Below are 16657 nucleotides of genomic sequence, written 5' to 3'. Positions count from 1 at the left end.
GTTAATGCACCTCTTTCTTCGGGACATGTTCCATCTCGATTACAATGGCTTTATACCGCTTTAGCTCGGGAATGGTTAGTCTGACTTTGTTCCCCTCGGCTTGAATGGGAAGGGTCTCCATCGAATGTAAGGAGTACGCCCGAACAGGTACTCCTATATCGCGGAACTCTATCGTGCGGTTATATAGCGGAATCGCTTCCAGATATGTCGTTCCGTTGAAACCGGACAAGTTCAGGAGCTGGAGAAGTACATCTCCTTGTTCCGTCCGATTCAGAAATAGCTCCGTGCTGGCAGGCAGATCATTCTTTAACACGTTCTCCCCGATCAACCGGGCCAGAATATCCACCACGGCATGCTTGTGATCTTCGAAACCGTGCCTGTAATACAGAACACCCGGATTCCACGAGTAATAGGCTGCTGTACCGCCGGTTGGTGGATTGGAGATTCCCAGCCCGTAACTGTCCCCTACCCGGTGTCCATACGCCCGTTCAGGAGGACCGAATGATGCAGGTTCAATATACGGCATACAGCATTCGGTATTCGATGGGTCAAATTCTACGTGATCAAAATTACCGCTAACCGTGATCCACTCCCGGTCCTTCAGACTGGGAAAACGCTCTTCATCTCCCACGTGAAGATAGGCAGAGGGAAGCAAGTTGGTATTCCCTGTATGCACGGCTCCGAACCAGTCTGATAATGCTTCTGCATCCTCTCTTAAGGCATTTCCCGTAGCAAGCAGCGCTGCGCCTTGGCTGAGCAAATTGCTCAACGTTCTCTTGGTATCAATGTGTGGCCTTTGCAAACCAGGAAGGATGACTGCTTTCACAGCGGCCAGCTTATGTGCCATGGCGGTAATCTGGTCTTCGACAATGACATCGAACAGGACATGGGCTTCTTTTAACATTTTGAACAGACCCAAATATTCAGTCCCTGCCTCTGGTGCCTTGGGTTTAATCAAAATGACTTCAGCCATGGAAGCAAGATTTCCATAGATATGTTCATGTGCTGCATGATACCGGAAAATGTCCCGGGCTGTTTCAAAGTTCTTCCGATCCGGATATCCCTCGAAAGCCCCTATAATACAGAAATCAAGTCCGGAGCCGCTGGCGATGTTCTGATATAACCTTACTTCCGTCTCATAGGGAGACACTCCCGTGAATCGATAGGTCAGATCTATGGCATTGATACTGCAATTGCTGACCATTTTATCGTCCCAACTGCTCACGACGGAGGCCACATTCTCTGAAGCGGAATACTGCCATAAAGGCAGGCTTCGGGTTAGCGATGTATTCGATTCCTTGCGAATGATGTCAACCCGGTGCGGGTGATAGGTGCTTATCGCCACATCCGGCCAACGGGATTTTACCCGGTCTGCAATGTTCTCCAGGATCGCCCTGGATGTAACCTCCTGAAAATGAAGATACGTTCGATGCAGTTCATGCTCCGGCCCCGTGTAATCCAGCAGTTCAGCCCCGCAGATCTCCTGGAAACGACGTCTGCAGTTGTCACAATAACAAGGTCCGTAATGGTTGCCACTGTAATCCCAATGCTGGTATCCGAACATATTGAAGAAAATGCCGTCCACCGGATACCTCTCAAGCACCTCCATAATCGTCTCGATCGACTTTTCCTGCTGATACGCCCCATTCAGACACGTATGCACAATGCCGTAATAGTTCACTTCCTGTCCGTTACGGTCACGATAAAACCATTCCGGATGTGCCTCAAAAAGCGATTCGTGCGCCTTGCTGAAATCGAAGCGGGCAATAAACTTCATTCCTTGCTCATGGGTCTTCGATACAGCTTCTTGCAATAAATCAGTTTGAAGATAAGGTGTGACATATTGATGCTCCAGTGCAGAAGGGTAAAAGGCGAAGATTCCTCCCGCATTCATCATCAGCACATTGGCTTGGAACTCCTGCAGCTCCTGGATCAACAGGTCCACATTCATATCCGCATCAATCTCGCGGAGATTATTTTGAATCAGGCGAAGCCGGTTTGAAGACCACCATTTCATTCGCATCATCCTCCTCTTGTCTGCGATGTACCTTAACGGTATACCTTGAGCGGCAGGCACAGTAGGGACATATTTTGCAGATATAGAACAGGAAATTTATGTCCGTTCTATTGGAGAAGATGTGCTGTATTATGGCAAATGCTTCGGAAAAGGAGACAAAAATTGTCCGACCGTTAAGCAATGGAACGTTTTGCTTCAAAAAGCAGATTAGAGGAATCGAATCACCATATGCTGTACAAGCTAACGGAAACTTCCTCGTACGGAAAGGAGAATTTCCATGAGCCGTGAAAAGGGGGAAATCACGATATGGCTGTCCTTTTCCATCATCTTGCTCAGTGCCGGACTGGTATGCCATGTTCTATCCATTCCGGCCATTCTCGATCAGGCCGGTAGAGACGGCTGGCTATCTGTAGTAGCTGCTGCGCCTTTTTTCATGCTTTTTCTATGTATGATGTTCATTATTATCCGAAGGGTAAGGGGACAGCGTCTGACCGACTGGATTACGCGGGAGTTTGGTGCAGTTTTTTCCTGGATCTTTCGTATTTCGGCCTCTCTTTTACTGCTCGCACTTGGCACACATACCTTATATGAGACAACGAACTGGACGGTATCCACGTATCTGCAATTCACACCGCCATACGTGCTCGCCGGAGGCGGAGCGCTGGTTGCTGCCTGGGCGGCTGCCAAAGGGATTCGTTCCATTGCCATGACTTCGAGCATTCTGCTGCCTTTCGTGGTCCTACTCGGCTATTTTGTCATGTCAGCCAACATGAAATACAAGGACTACGGCCAGTTATTTCCGATCATGGAATATGGTGCCGGACCCGTTATGAATGGCATGATCTATTCGCTTGCAGGACTGATGGAGATCTGGATCTTAATGCTGTTTCAGCATGATGTTAAAGGCAAAATTCGTTGGTGGCACGTTCTGCTCCTTGGTCTATTTATGCTTAGTATGGCCATCGGCCCTACCCTGGGAGCCATTGTAGAATTTGGCCCGGAGGAGGCCGCCAAGCAGCGGAGCAGTCCTTATGAGCAATGGAAGCTGGTGAATATCGGGAAGCTGCTTCAGCACGTGGACTTCCTATCCATATATCAATGGCTGAGCGGTTCTTTTGCCAGAGTAGCGATTTCAATCTACCTCATTGTAGATCTGCTGGATATACGCAGGCCCAAGAAACGATACATTGCCGTATTGTCCGTCACATTCATTATGTGCTTGGTAGCTGTACATTGGTGGCGGATTGATTATGTTGATTTTTATGTGAAGCACATTCAATTTCCGACGATGCTCATCTATGTATCCATTGTTACCATCCTGTTAACCCTTGCAGCGTTCATACACAAAAAAGATAAGGAGGCTCCTGCCCATGCCGATCAAAACCGAACCCAAGAAGGCCACTAATCCGGTTGAATCTTTTCGAATCAATGAGCATAACCTGACGACGTTTTTTACCGGGTCTGACGATGTCATCATTAGCAGCCATATGATCGGGGAGTCTCCCGTACAGATCATCCTTGTGTATTGCAGCGGCATGGTCGATAGCAAATCGATATACGATATTATTCTGCCTGAATTGACTCGTGCTTACGAGCATACTCACTTTCTGCGTACATCCGATATCGAGAGATCCATCACCTTGCAATGGACACGTATGGATTTGCAGGCCGAACTGGGGACAGAGCTGATATCCCTCCGGGTGTTTGAGGGACATATGCTGGTCTGCATCCCTTCCCTGCAGACCATGTGGAGCATGGATATATCCAATATTCCTACCCGCACACCGGAAGAATCCACAACGGAAGTATCTATCCGCGGTCCAAGGGATGGCTTCATCGAACGAATGTCAGTGAATATCACGTTGATTCGTACACGTCTGCGTACAGCCGAATTAGCCTGCAATATCGAACTAATCGGTTCACGTACGGTGACCAAAGTCGCTCTGATGTACATCAAAGATATTGCCAACCCCGACTTAATTGACGATGTCAAGGATCGGCTGCGCAAGATTGATACGGAACGCATTATGGCAGCCAACGAGCTGGAGGAATTGTTATCGCCATCGAAGCTCACATTGTTTCCGGTAACTCATTACACGGGCAGACCCGATTTTGCAGCAGAATGCCTGCTCAATGGTCGCTTCATTATTATCGTAGATGGCAATCCCAGTGTTATCATTGGTCCGGTGAATCTGTTTCTGCTTCTCAAATCCCCGGAGGATGCAAACTTCCCTTTCCTCCCGGTAAACATGGGCCGCATGCTCCGCTTTATCGGTCTTTTGGTGACCATATTCCTGCCCGGATTTTATATCGCCCTGACTTCCTTTCATATGGATCAGCTGCCTTTTCCACTCGTAGCCACGATCTCGGTTGGACGGATGGGTCTGCCGATGGAATCGGGTGTGGAGATGTTTCTCATTATGCTTCTGATGGAGCTGTTCCGGGAAGCAGGAGTACGTCTTCCCAGCGCTATTGGTCAAACGCTGACCGTCGTTGGTGGTTTGATTATCGGGGATTCAGCCATCCGTGCAGGCATGGTCTCCCCGCTCATGATTGTCGTCATTGCCGTCACAGTGGTCGCAGGCGCTACAATCGTGAATCAGGTGATGACCAGTTCCGTGCTGATTCTCCGTTTCTTTTGTTTTGTCCTTAGCGCATCCCTGGGTATATACGGCTTCATCCTGTCCATCATCCTGTTCCTGATCTATCTGACCGATCTGAAGTCGTTCGGCATTCCTTACCTGACCCCGCTGACACCACTTAATTTCAAGCAGGCCATGGCATCCCTGTTCAAGCTGCCGAAGGGATGGATGAAGCGCAGACCGGTCTATCTTGAAACACAAAAGCCACGCAAAGAAGGTAACGATCGATGAAACGGCAGATGCGAAGGTGGTCGCTCGGGCTGCTTAGCCTTGCTCTGTGTCTCGTGACCAGCGGATGCTGGAGTGCCTATGAGATTCAGCAGGTCGATTATGCCAAAGCGATCGGCATTGAATACAAGGACGGTTTGTATCACATGTATGTTCAAACGATGGACTTTGCCAGTGTAGCCAAAAGCGAAAGCTCTGCCAAAACAGCGGATACCCCTCCCGTATGGGTGGGACATGCGGCTGGGAAAACATTGAATCTGGCTGTAAATGAACTGTTCCGGAGCGCTCAGCTTCATATCGCCTGGGGCCATGTGACCGCTATCGTCATGGACGAAAGCGTTCTGACAAGCAATCACATCAAGGATGTGTTCGATATGCTCGGACGCTTTCCGGAATCGCGATATACCACTTGGGTGTATGGTACTCGTGAGCCACTGGAGGATATTCTGAGTGCGACATCCATCTACAATATGTCGCCGCTGGACAGTATTCTTCATAACCCGCTCCCCACATTTTTGGAGGAGTCGCTCTTTCCTCCAGTGCTTAGTTTCAAGCTGATTGCCACGCATAACAATACGTCCACGACAACGTATCTGCCAAGTATTGCCCTGAACAAGGAGCATTGGTCTCAAAACAAAAAGAAACACGAACTGTTTGTCATTGAGGGTGCTTTTTTCGAACGAACCGGAGATAATTTCGAATATTTGCCTCGCAGTAAGCTTCCGGGATACCACTGGCTGCTCAAGGATATGCGGCGCGCACCACTGATGATTGAAAATGAGGGAACCATCTATGGGGTCCTCAGTGTGGGTCTGCCCAATCTTAAGATCAAGCCTGTTGTTAAGGGGAATGAGGTTCACTTCAATATCGATGCCAAATACCTAACCGCCTTGTACGAATATCTCACCCCCATTTCCTATGATGAAATGGTCAAATATAGTGAGAAGACACTAAAGGATCAGATCTTGCAAACGTACCGTGAGGGGCTGCGGCGCGGAGTCGATGTGTATGGCCTTCAGGAGAAGCTGTACCGCAAAAATCCAGGCCTGTGGCGTAAGCTATCCAATAATGGCTCGAAGATGATTCTGACCGAAGACTCCATTCAGAACCTGAACATCAAGATCACCATTCCCTATACGGGAAAATTCCAGAGGAGAGTATAGCAAAGGTGAAACAGTAAGCCCCCTTGACTGGTCAAACCGGACAAGAGGGCTTATTTGGGTGTTAGTTGGGTTATTTCAGATATGTGAAGGAAGATGGAAAAGAAGATGGAAAGTGATTTATGAACCGTTCTTGCGTACACTCCGTTCCATTAACCAACCAATGAATATAGACAATGACAATCCGAACAGCAGGATTGGAACATTATAATAAAGAGTATTCGTATATTGATTCAACCAGCCAAAACGGTACACCACCGAATTTGGATCATTCGTGAAACCACCTAGCTGCACTCGCAGGTCCTTAATCATGAGCAGCTGCCAAAAGACAGACAACACGCATAGTAGCAAAGCAGCCAGGGGTACCATGACATGTTTTTTCTTGCCCCAGCGCTGTTGCTGATCATATAACCACCACTTGGACAGTGACACCGTCCAGATACACAAGATCAGAAACGTAAGAAGGGACGGAAACAAGATGAGTATCCCCGGGTTACCATTGCCGGAGACTCCTTTACCAGCTTCATGCTGAAATGTTAACCCATGTACGGCAAAGATCATAAGTACATTCCAGAACAGGAAAATGAAGTAGGGTTTGTTGATTCGTTTGATACGATTCACGAGATGCCTCCTAATCTTCGTTCTGAAGCGATAAGTAGATTACTTGGCCTACACGGTCCAGCCCCTGTATCTCGAGCTGTATCCCCTTGTCGGGTGCGAAGTATGGAGTACCATAATCTCTTTTCGCGTTCCACATGAACGTCCCTCACGTTGATGCATGCATCAAGGCTACCGTAAAAATGGCACCTCCGATAGCGCTGTTCCTAAGTAGCTTACCAATATCCAGGCCGCAATCCACAACAGAGGCAGCTGTATAATCCAGTAAGGAAAGATGTACCAGGTAACCAATGTGCCTTCTCCAATCACTTCTTATAATATTCCATAATCCTTAGACGAGTGGTCAGGATCAGCGCCTGAGGAATGAGCACGAAAACGATATATATAACGACAATCAACCATAGATGTGCAGCAAAATTTTCCGCACCGAAAGTCGGCTTCGGACGCTCAATAAAATACCACCAGCATGGGATGGCCACAAACCAGGTCAGCCCTGTCGAGATGAACATCTCCGCAATCCCGCTCCACAGAAAACAAAATAAAGCAACAAAGATAATGGGACCCGCCCATGATTCCAATATCGGCCCCCAGCTCTGAAAGATAAAAATAATGGCGGGATACAGCAGTGTAAAGGTCCAGCGCCAAATGGGGTTGTTATAGATGTGCATCGCTTCCTCCCTTGTTATAGAGCAGTTCAACTTTAAGGGTAGTGTACGGCCTACCGAAAACAAAGGTCAGCAAAAATAAGCTAAAAGTTCTGCAATTGATAACATCAAAGTACCATTAATAAAGAATTAAGTTAGGCTGTTGTTACCAGCACTTTTGGGGATATGCGTAATTGCAGGAAAGAAATTCTGCGGAATAAGCATGATTCGATATATGTTGGCTCATACTACCTTCAGGAAAAAATTGAAGGAGTGACAACATGAGCTTGAAAAGCATCATTGCAGTCGGTGCAATCCTGACCTGTTCATCTTTACTATGGGGATGCGGGAATAACGGGAATAGTGCAAACCAGGCATCACAGCAAAATGAACCTGAGGTTCAAGTTGAAAGCTGGAATGACCCCAAGCGACTTGAGGCTTCTCATCTTGAGGCACTGGAGCGTATGGAAAAAGATCATATCCACCGAATGGTCTCATTGAGTGCACATACCGATGGAGATCAGGTGATGACCACACTTGAACGATCCAGTCAAAAGCTTGAGGAAATGAGACCACTTGCTGAAATGCTTCAGCATGAAGGGCACCCAGCATTGCTGCAGCGAATTCAGGACATGTCAGGTGATATCGAAGGCTCCAAAACAGCACTGACCGAGATGAAAAAGAACCCTGGAAACGGTAAGGTCAAAATCCAGTCATCCAAAACCGATGCTCTGCATCATATCAGCAGTTTCCGTGAATATCATCAGTATATGCAAGTGCAAGTGCAACCTCTGGAACAGAAACACCCGCAAGGGTCACACTAAAATAAAGTTAACTTAGAGAACCGCTAACCATTGGAATGCTCCATTCTGGTTATTTTCGGTTCTCTTTCTTCAATAGAATTCAATAACTTCAAAATACCTACTCCTCTTCGCTCGCACCCAGATATGTTAAGAACGCTGCCAGCGCAATGACGACGTAAATGTTAATCCATACTTTCGCAGCCCCATAGCTCATATTGAAGAACCCCAGATACACAAAATCTTCACCCTGTTCAACCGATTGAAATACAAGTAACAGACACAGCAATATGCTGTACACCACAACCGTTAGTGCGCCGATTCTCAGTCTTCTTCCTTCATTAATTCGAACGATCAGCAGAGCACTGAATATAATCGCAACAAAAAAAACTGCAAATAACATAAGTACCTCCCTTGTCTCTCGATGTCAATTTCTTGCTTCTCCCCTATACAAGGTAATTACCCTCTCGGCTTCAATCTCATTCCACCCACAGCGACACCCATATGAACATGCTAAATAACAGTACAGGCGTAAGTGCACCCGTCGCTAAAATAACCCAAAGCGTTACCGGTTTTACATTTTGAAAGTAGGTGTCGAACTTATGCATTCGTCCTTTTCGCCATTTGGCAAACTTGAGCTGTCTGATCATTCGATTCAGGACTCTTTGCCGCTGCTCGCCATCCTCTATATCCTCCAGTTCACGCCTCAACTCTTCATATAATTGTTCCTCTTCAAGCTCTGCCGCCACTGTGGATGTAGTCATCCTTCATACCCTCCCCTTGTCAAAGCGTACTGAAATATTCCTCGGTTACATGTTAAATACCCTCTCAGCATCAGCCCGCCGTTATAACCCACTACCTAATCAACACGTAAATCATCTTCAAAGTTTGGACTTTAGTCGAAATTAACATAAACCAAAAAGCCCGGGCAGGCCCGGACTTGGTTAAACACTTATTTAGTCTTCTGTTTCGTTGGTTCACGTTCCACAATCATTTATGTTTAAAGAGCTACACGTTACCCATAAATTTAATGGAAAGAATGATTTTGCGCCTAGCTAATCAATTCATTCAGGCATACTGCTCCCTGTGCTCGCACGTTCACGACAATAATTGGCGTTTCCAGCATGCCATGCATCCAGGACATATACTCCTCGACTTTGTCGTTTGGAAGGATGGTCAGGATAACCCCTGCAAATCCACCACCGTGGATACGGCAGGCACCATCGCCCAAGTTTTGCAGATAGTTTTCGGTCAGGGCCAGCGCAATCCCAATCTCCTGCTCCTTCACAGAACCGCTCTGATATACATTTTGAAGCCACTTCCAAGACGAATTCCCTGACGCTGTAATCAGGTTCAGGAAGTCCGCAAAACGTCCATCCCGCAGCGCCTGCACCTGGCCATCTACCCGGTTGTTCTCCTCCAGGAAATGAAGTGCACGCAGCACCGCACGATCTCCCGCAGCTTCACGGATCTGCTTGAGGTTCGCGTAGATGTTCTCGGCTGTAATCTCCCGAACATACTCCTGGCCCAGCGCCTGAGCAACCGCTCTCATCTCATAAGGCACGGCAGCGTAATCTTCGGTCAGATCGGCATGGTTCCCGCCTGTATTTACAATCACCAGGGAGTAGCCATTCTGTTGGAAATCCCATTGTACAGGTTCAATGACAGGCTCAGCCGGGTTCGCAAAATCAATCGCGATCAGACCACCATAAGCACAAGCCATCTGATCCAGCAAACCGGACGGTTTATTCCAATATTGATTTTCCGCATACTGACCGATCTTGGACATCACCACAACATCCAGCGTTCCTTCGTTGTAGAAATGATTCAGAATTGTACAGATCAGCATCTCGAAGGAAGCCGACGAGCTTAGACCCGATGCCGAGAACACGTTACTGGAGATGTACGCCTGGAAGCCGCCCACCTTGTATCCAAACTCTCCGAATCCCGCAGCCATACCGCGAATCAACGCCGTCGTACCGTCGTCTTCTGCCTTCGGCGTCAGATCTGTGAGATCGATTACATATTTCTTGTCATAACCTTCCGAATAAAAGGTAATCACGGATTCCGCGGTTGGTGCCGCCACTGCAATCGTATCCAGCGTAATGCTGCCTGCCAGTACCTTGCCATGGTTATGGTCCGTATGGTTACCACCAATCTCACTGCGTCCTGCGGCGCTAAACAATTTGCTGCCCTCTTGTACACCAAAGTACTCTTCAAAAGAAGCGTTCAGCTTCGTGTAACGTGCAGTCTGTTCCTCGACCTGCTGCTGTCCGTACATTTGAGCAAGCAATGCTTGGCCCTCTGCGGACTGGATCAGTTGTAATGGTTGTGTCGTCATCTCTACTCCTCCTATGGGTATGTAGCGTTTATTTATGCTGTGGGTGAAGACTGTTTTGCCTTTGGTTTCTTAGCCATATTCCTCTCCCATTATCTCAGCTTCGCTCCTGAAAAGGTAGGGCAGAATTGCAAGTTTGTAAACGTTTTATGAAATGTATTGGATGTGCCATGCAATAGGGTTAAGCTTTTGTACTACTTTCTTCTTCTAGCTCCTTGACTGTTACGTAAGGTGATACTTGATAATCAAATCAAGCTTACAAGAAGGAGAGATTACGATGAAGATTACCGCGTTACGTTCAGATAAAATTTATGAGAAGATTATTCATACCGAACCCGATCGAAAATTGGAGTTATACCGGCAGGAGATGATGGGGCCTTTTATGCCGAAATGGAACATTCAACAGATCCCCTTTCGCTCAGGTGAGCCTCATGGCTTTGACGTTATCACGATGAATAATTTGATGAATATCTCACCTGCAGGCATTACGCCTGAAATTAACGAACCGCTCGCAGCTATTTCATCTGAAGTATTTTGGCAGCAATGCGATGAAGCTGTTAGGGCAAGTCTAACCACATTTACGGACAATGGCATTGATCTTCCGGTATCGGAATATCTATACACCATTTTATTAGGAGATCAGAACAGTCAGGCAATGCAAATGAATGAAGGAATCTGCGGAGATGGTGGAATCCCCGGCTATATTATCGCGAACCTGATCCCGAATGCATATACTTTGCCTCGCATCCAATCCGTATTAGCCCATGAGTGCAATCATAACGTGAGATATCAATTTATTCAGTGGGATCCGTATGTTACGCTAGGAGAAATGATTGTTAGTGAGGGACTCGCAGAAAGCTTCGCAACATCTCTGTATGGTGAAGAGTTATTAGGACCCTGGGTGTCCAAAACGACTATGGAAACCCTGAATACAATCATTAAACCGAAAATGAAGGACCAACTGCATGTTACAGGCTTCGAGCAGATTAATCCCTATCTATACGGGGACGATCTTGCAAGAACGCAGAACTTTACTCCTGTAGGGATGCCCTATGCTGCTGGCTATGCCTGCGGCTATCATTTGATTCAATATTATTTGAACAAAACAGGCAGACATATCACCGAAGTAACCATCACTCCGGCAAGTGAGATCCTTGCTGAAACAAAGGACTTTTGGAATGAAGACACCCTATTTCACCGTTAAAGACATCATTCAGATTACGGGCATTACTAAACGCTCATTACATTATTACGATAAAACGGATATATTAAAACCGACAAAAGTCGAGGTTAATGGCTATCGGTATTACGATCAAGAGGCATTGGGGAATCTGCAAATGATTCTGTTGTTTAAAGAAATGAACTTTGCATTAAAGGACATTGCAGCCATGATGAAGCTCTCCAAGAAAGAACAGAAAGAAATCTTAAAAGAGCATCGTAGTACACTTGTGCAACGAAAGCAAAGGCTCGAAATCATCATTGATCAATTGGATGAATATGTAGATGGAACGGATATCGTTCATCTAAATATGTTTGACGACTCCCCCATCCAGTCCATTCAAGAGCAATACGACTCCGAGGCGAAGCTCGTCTATGGAGATACGGAAAAGTATCAGGAATTTAAGAAAAATGTGAACCGCCTGTCTACCGAGGAGCAACAAGAAGCCTACCAGCAGTTCTCAATAAACATGGAGAAGGTACTTCGTAAGCTGGTTCAACACCAGGATCAATCTCCCGCTTCTGTCGAGGTGCAAAAGTACATTCGGGAATGGAAAAGCTGTCTCGAAACATTTATGGTGTGTGATGCTGAGATTTTGACTTGTATTGCAGAGGTCTATGTAACAGATCGCCGATATTCTGGTTTTTTCGCTCAGTTTGGCGATGAGGACTTTTTGAGGTTTTTGTATGAAGCTATTATGGCTTGGGTTAAGGATGGGGAGCCCCAAAATGAAAAAATGTAGCTTCCAATCATATGGTACTTCATTCTTAAGAGAATCTAAAAAGCTGCTATAAATTCAAATAAACTGAATTTGAGCAGCCTTTTTTGTAAAAATCTTTTGTCTTATACTCGATGTCAACACAGTCGATATAGACAAGTCTCTTTCTTGCTTGCAATGAGTCTTGTTTGTTTAGCATAACGAATTGCACTTTGTGCCAAATGAATTTCCCCTACTCAGAAAAATAATTTTGATTTTAGAATCTTTCAATCCATTCTTCAATCCTTTAACTACATCTTTGTTTAGCCCTAAAGTCTCGACAATATGAACATCCACTGCCGTATTGTGTTTGATATGCTTTTTCAAATTCTCTATAACCGCATTTTGTTGGGCAAGATTAAGCGGCTCCTGTCTGGCGTTAAGAAAAGGTCCTTTTGGTTAGATGTTAATTAGTCCTCCAGGATCTTTGAAATCTAATCAGAGATTTTGTATTACTTATATAATATTCGGATTCACATAACACCAATCAGATTGATTTGAAGTTTTCAGAGCTTTCTCCAGGTCAGATAATGTATAGACCCAGTCTTCCTCCATCCATACCACCATCTGTGGGTACCTCATTAGAAAATGATACAGAAAGGTTAGTGCGACCTCTTCATGTTGGTATACTTCATCGATAATGAGCGTGTTAAAATATATCTACCCAGTATCTCTCCATTCTAATTCTCTGTATTGATGTGGAACTGGTTCATCATATACATCGACTCTGATCGTAGTATTTATCTCACCATGATCTAACATTTGTTGGTCTGGGAGTGAAATGCCTAAGGCCCAATGTTTCATGTTCTGTTCTGAATCTATATCTTGAATCCCAAAAACTAAATTTAACTTTGCTTCCAAACAAGTTTGTTCTATGTCTCGAATCAATCGGTCTATGGGAATATTACTGTTTTCTTCTACCAACACAAAAGCAGATGCCATTACTTCAGTACCTCCCTTAATTCTTCCAACGAGTTAACCACTTTGACGCCCTTGCTCCTGATATAATCAATTTCTCAGATGCAATTGGGCCCGCTTTTTCTAGTGGTGCATCAATATATAAAACAACTTCCTTCTTATCATAATTAAAAAATTCTTTATTATTTGTATCTACTAGTCTATCGATTTGGTCTGTTTTCACTGCTCCCGCTGACTTTTTCACTTCAATAATTTGCGAGTTCGTAACAACATCCAAATCCGTAACTCTTAATTTATTTTCCAGATTTTTAATTTCCACTCAAAACCAAGTTACTCCAACATAGCAATCTACAAATTCACCAATTTTCCCTGTGTCTCAGCTTTTTTCCATCGCCCAGAAATAGTTTTCCTTGTGTGTTAACCACGCATTATCATATTTGATATTAATTTCTCCTCAAATGAAGAAATGCCCTTGATAAGAATTATCTCTTAACAAGGGCTACATTAGGTTTTATTTAAATCGTTAATGAAATTATCAACATTCAAACAACTCGTTTCGTTTGGTTCTACACGTCCATATTCTGGCCTTGGTAAGTAACAGCTCCCTCTTTAATATATACTTTAAGAGACCCTGTAATAACTTTATCCAGATGCCACCACCAACTGTTTATCGGCATGTCTCGTTTATCATTCCCAGCAATTATCAATAAACTGCTGCCATCTATTTCCATCAATTTTATAATTAGCTCATCAACAGCTTGTAGCTTTTCTCTAAACAGTGCTGATCTAGTCCTTGGTTGCTGCTTCAAACTCTCTCTCATCTCAAGAAGAGTCTTGAATAAATCTATATACTGTAATTCTTCTCCGTCCCATCCACCATCTTCTTCTATACATTCTATTCCACCTGTAAGCTCATCGTTCAGACATTGAATCATACTTTCAGTTATTTCATCACTAGTTAACCTGGAGTCATAAAACTGCTGAGTGTTTTTAAATTCCAGATTTTCTATTTCATCATTAACAAATAGCCCACTATCACCATGATATAAATAAACATCCTTGCTTTTATCAAGGATAGAATAAATCTCTTTGCAAAATGACAATGCGAAAAAGACAGCATTTCGATCCCTGCTTGGTTGTATAAATAAAGCTGTTTTCACCCTACTATTTTTTAAATTTTGCGCATCCTTAGAAATATCAAACCAAATATCCCTTATCTCTTCATGATTCTCAAGTTTATAAAAATTAACCCAAATCCAACTATTAAAATGTTCCATTGCCCAAGAAGAAACTTGGTCTTTTGCATCAAATTTAGATAGTATATTGTTTATTTTTTCGTTACTTAGTTCTTCTTCCATGTAAATTACTAAATTTGTCTGGGACATTATTATTTGTCTCCTTTTAGAGTAGATATTAATTCCTCTGGAGATGTTATGATTTTAACACCTATCGAATTTATATTATTTGCCTTTACAGTATCTATACCATTAGGAGCATAAAGAATGACTTCCTTACGATCAGGATTAATATAAGGCTGTTTGACATCACCTTCAAAATACTTGTAAAAATCACTTATTGATTTGGATTTACCACCAGTAGCGTTAAAACATTCAATGATATATTTTGGTGTACTTAGGTCAATCTCCCCTATTCTTCCACCTAATTCTTTAGCGTTATAAGTCATGCCTGCTTCTGATATTTTTATTTTATTTTCCAGTAAAAGCTTAGCCGTGTCGGCCTCAAGCTTAAAACCTTCTTTACCGGGCTTCGAACCCTCTTTCAGATTCTTAAGAATCTTTCTTAATGTATCCTCATTAGCTAGACCCGAACTGACAATCTCATCCGAACTGATCCCAATATATTCTGTGATTTTCTTTTGTTGATTCTCATTGAGATTTAGATTCTTGTTATATACAAAATCCTTTCCTGCTTCCGGCTTACTTCCACCCGATCCTCCCAGATCGCTATGCTTGTTCTCAACAGCCCGAAACGCTTTGCCGAAGAAAGCATAGGCCAGTACCTGGCCCGCCATAGAGCCGCTGTAATAACCAAGTCCATCCTGATCGACCTGCTTCTTCTGCTCTTCCACAAATTGTTCAACATCGGATCTGGCCGTACCATTTCCCCAAGCTGCATCCCAAGCAAACTTAATGCCTCGCCCAGCATCGACAACTTTACCAAGAGTCATCGCATAGGCAAAACTAGCCACCGTGCCAAACGGATCATAAAAGAGCGCCTCGGCCGTCTGCCCCATTCCGTTTACCGTTTCTCCAACTGAACCATCCGCAAGCCCCTTAGCAAAAGTTGGTTTAAGCTCCTCGGGAATATAGAGTGCAACCTCGCCTGAACCATCTGTCGTCCTGAAATTTTTGGCTACAAAGGTAAACTCATTCTGTATTTTATCCAAGAGACCCAATGTCGTAGGGAAAACTTCTTTTACTTGCATGAAGTCCCAAAAGAATCGTTCTCCTGTTACGCCAGACCAATCGGATTGTAAGAGATAGATCGACTTTTCAAGTTCCCAGACCATCCGCTCCAGTTCCTGTTTCTTTTGCTGAACGAACCTCGCCTTTTCATCTAATACATCGGGATGAACCTCAATTCGCTGCATTCCTCTTCACCGCCAACCTGACCGTAGTATATATACCTAAATTTTAACAAGTCAGAAGGGGTATTGGAATCAAACGAGGGATTCATTTTCTCTAAGGTTATACGGTAGTCGAGCAACATAATTTTAGGTGGTATACTTTCGCATTAGTGCACACACATTTGTTTAAAACTACTCTCCTGATCTCTTTAAACATCACTGCAACAACACCGATTTAGCTTATCGTCGTATCAAACCATTTAATCCTCGTTTGGAGTTTTACCCTCTTTAAGTACTTTTACGATTCAACTAGAGAATCTATAACCTTTATCTCTTTTCATAATACTTTACAATCTCTTCAGGTTCCTGTGTTTCTAGGACAATCTGACCTTTTTCAATAAGGATCATGTACGGATAAGTGCTCATATTAAATATCTGTTCGTAATTGAATTGTTGTTCGTCACGAACATCATAAAAATTCACATTGGTAACGGGGCCTTCTTCTCTTAGTTTCTGATTATTAATATAATCCATGTTCGTCTGCAAATCAGTAATGAAAGAGCGCTCTGCGGGTTTATTTGTAAACACAATTAGTGAAGCATCATTGACTTGGTGCTGGACCAAATACTCAATGGCTTTCTCCCTATTATTCTGACTGCATCCCGCCATCAGTAGTATTAACAGACACAACATCCCGTATCTTTTCATAACCAAACACCCTCCAAACTT

The 16657-nt window shown here is 44.3% G+C and carries 18 protein-coding genes; 6 read left to right on the top strand and 12 right to left on the bottom strand.

What is annotated here, in order from left to right; genetic code table 11:
- Position 1 precedes the first annotated feature (1 nt).
- Complete coding sequence (locus F4V51_RS04790) at positions 2-2017, bottom strand: family 10 glycosylhydrolase (protein ID WP_167301684.1); 2016 nt, start codon at positions 2015-2017, stop codon at positions 2-4.
- A gap of 277 nt (positions 2018-2294) precedes the next feature.
- On the opposite strand from F4V51_RS04790, the gene F4V51_RS04785 reads away from it, so the two are divergent.
- Genes F4V51_RS04785 through F4V51_RS04775 form a run of 3 tightly spaced genes read left to right on the top strand, consistent with a single transcriptional unit; the run spans position 2295 to position 6050 of the window.
- The gene (locus F4V51_RS04785; RefSeq protein ID WP_153977079.1) at positions 2295-3422 is read left to right on the top strand and encodes an endospore germination permease; all 1128 of its coding nucleotides are present in this window, start codon (positions 2295-2297) and stop codon (positions 3420-3422) included.
- Complete coding sequence (locus F4V51_RS04780; protein WP_227779598.1) at positions 3388-4890, top strand: spore germination protein; 1503 nt, start codon at positions 3388-3390, stop codon at positions 4888-4890. Before F4V51_RS04785 ends, F4V51_RS04780 begins: the two co-directional genes overlap by 35 nt.
- Positions 4887-6050, top strand: a complete 1164-nt coding sequence (locus F4V51_RS04775) for a Ger(x)C family spore germination protein (RefSeq protein WP_153977078.1) — start codon at positions 4887-4889, stop codon at positions 6048-6050. Before F4V51_RS04780 ends, F4V51_RS04775 begins: the two co-directional genes overlap by 4 nt.
- Positions 6051-6167: 117 nt before the next feature.
- Here the strand turns inward: F4V51_RS04775 and F4V51_RS04770 are convergent, their stop codons facing one another.
- The 3 genes from F4V51_RS04770 to F4V51_RS04765 all read right to left on the bottom strand — a co-directional run bounded on the left by F4V51_RS04770 (position 6168) and on the right by F4V51_RS04765 (position 7333).
- Positions 6168-6668, bottom strand: coding sequence for a hypothetical protein (locus F4V51_RS04770; protein ID WP_153977077.1), 501 nt, complete (start codon positions 6666-6668; stop codon positions 6168-6170).
- 10 nt (positions 6669-6678) lie between these two features.
- Positions 6679-6804: a hypothetical protein gene (locus F4V51_RS29230; protein ID WP_268893528.1), complete on the bottom strand. Its 126-nt coding sequence runs from the start codon at positions 6802-6804 to the stop codon at positions 6679-6681.
- A 166-nt stretch (positions 6805-6970) separates the two neighbouring features.
- Positions 6971-7333, bottom strand: coding sequence for a hypothetical protein (locus tag F4V51_RS04765; RefSeq protein ID WP_153977076.1), 363 nt, complete (start codon positions 7331-7333; stop codon positions 6971-6973).
- Positions 7334-7590: 257 nt separating this feature from the next.
- Here F4V51_RS04765 and F4V51_RS04760 point away from each other — a divergent pair, with 257 nt between their 5' ends.
- On the top strand, positions 7591-8133 hold the full coding sequence (locus F4V51_RS04760; RefSeq protein WP_153977075.1) for a hypothetical protein: 543 nt from the start codon (positions 7591-7593) through the stop codon (positions 8131-8133).
- Positions 8134-8230: 97 nt separating this feature from the next.
- On the opposite strand, the gene F4V51_RS04755 is transcribed toward F4V51_RS04760, so the two are convergent.
- The 3 genes from F4V51_RS04755 to F4V51_RS04745 all read right to left on the bottom strand — a co-directional run bounded on the left by F4V51_RS04755 (position 8231) and on the right by F4V51_RS04745 (position 10450).
- On the bottom strand, positions 8231-8512 hold the full coding sequence (locus tag F4V51_RS04755; protein ID WP_153977074.1) for a hypothetical protein: 282 nt from the start codon (positions 8510-8512) through the stop codon (positions 8231-8233).
- A gap of 76 nt (positions 8513-8588) precedes the next feature.
- Positions 8589-8873 carry a hypothetical protein gene (locus tag F4V51_RS04750; protein WP_153977073.1) on the bottom strand — a complete coding sequence of 95 codons (285 nt, stop codon included), beginning with the start codon at positions 8871-8873 and terminating at the stop codon, positions 8589-8591.
- Between the two features lie 287 nt (positions 8874-9160).
- Entirely contained in the window at positions 9161-10450 is a 1290-nt protein-coding gene (locus F4V51_RS04745; protein ID WP_153977072.1) for a galactokinase, read from the bottom strand.
- 274 nt (positions 10451-10724) lie between these two features.
- Between F4V51_RS04745 and F4V51_RS04740 the strand changes: the two genes are divergently transcribed.
- The gene (locus F4V51_RS04740) at positions 10725-11651 is read left to right on the top strand and encodes a DUF2268 domain-containing putative Zn-dependent protease (RefSeq protein ID WP_153977071.1); all 927 of its coding nucleotides are present in this window, start codon (positions 10725-10727) and stop codon (positions 11649-11651) included.
- Positions 11626-12408, top strand: coding sequence for a MerR family transcriptional regulator (locus tag F4V51_RS04735; protein WP_153977070.1), 783 nt, complete (start codon positions 11626-11628; stop codon positions 12406-12408). The genes F4V51_RS04740 and F4V51_RS04735 overlap by 26 nt, the downstream gene beginning before the upstream one ends.
- Positions 12409-13083: 675 nt before the next feature.
- Here F4V51_RS04735 and F4V51_RS04730 read toward each other — a convergent pair.
- The 5 genes from F4V51_RS04730 to F4V51_RS04710 form a co-directional block, all read right to left on the bottom strand.
- The gene (locus tag F4V51_RS04730; RefSeq protein ID WP_153977069.1) at positions 13084-13365 is read right to left on the bottom strand and encodes a hypothetical protein; all 282 of its coding nucleotides are present in this window, start codon (positions 13363-13365) and stop codon (positions 13084-13086) included.
- 16 nt (positions 13366-13381) lie between these two features.
- Complete coding sequence (locus F4V51_RS04725; protein WP_153977068.1) at positions 13382-13660, bottom strand: hypothetical protein; 279 nt, start codon at positions 13658-13660, stop codon at positions 13382-13384.
- 247 nt (positions 13661-13907) lie between these two features.
- Entirely contained in the window at positions 13908-14726 is an 819-nt protein-coding gene (locus F4V51_RS04720; protein WP_153977067.1) for a hypothetical protein, read from the bottom strand.
- Between the two features lie 2 nt (positions 14727-14728).
- Positions 14729-15952 (bottom strand): WXG100 family type VII secretion target, encoded by a 1224-nt coding sequence (locus F4V51_RS04715; RefSeq protein WP_153977066.1) that lies wholly within the window; start codon positions 15950-15952, stop codon positions 14729-14731.
- A gap of 303 nt (positions 15953-16255) precedes the next feature.
- Positions 16256-16636, bottom strand: a complete 381-nt coding sequence (locus F4V51_RS04710; protein WP_153977065.1) for a putative periplasmic lipoprotein — start codon at positions 16634-16636, stop codon at positions 16256-16258.
- Between the last annotated feature and the right edge of the window lie 21 nt (positions 16637-16657).

The sequence above is a fragment of the Paenibacillus xylanilyticus genome (assembly GCF_009664365.1).
Taxonomy (GTDB): Bacteria; Bacillota; Bacilli; order Paenibacillales; family Paenibacillaceae; genus Paenibacillus; species Paenibacillus xylanilyticus_A.
This window is presented reverse-complemented; position numbering and strand designations above follow the sequence as displayed.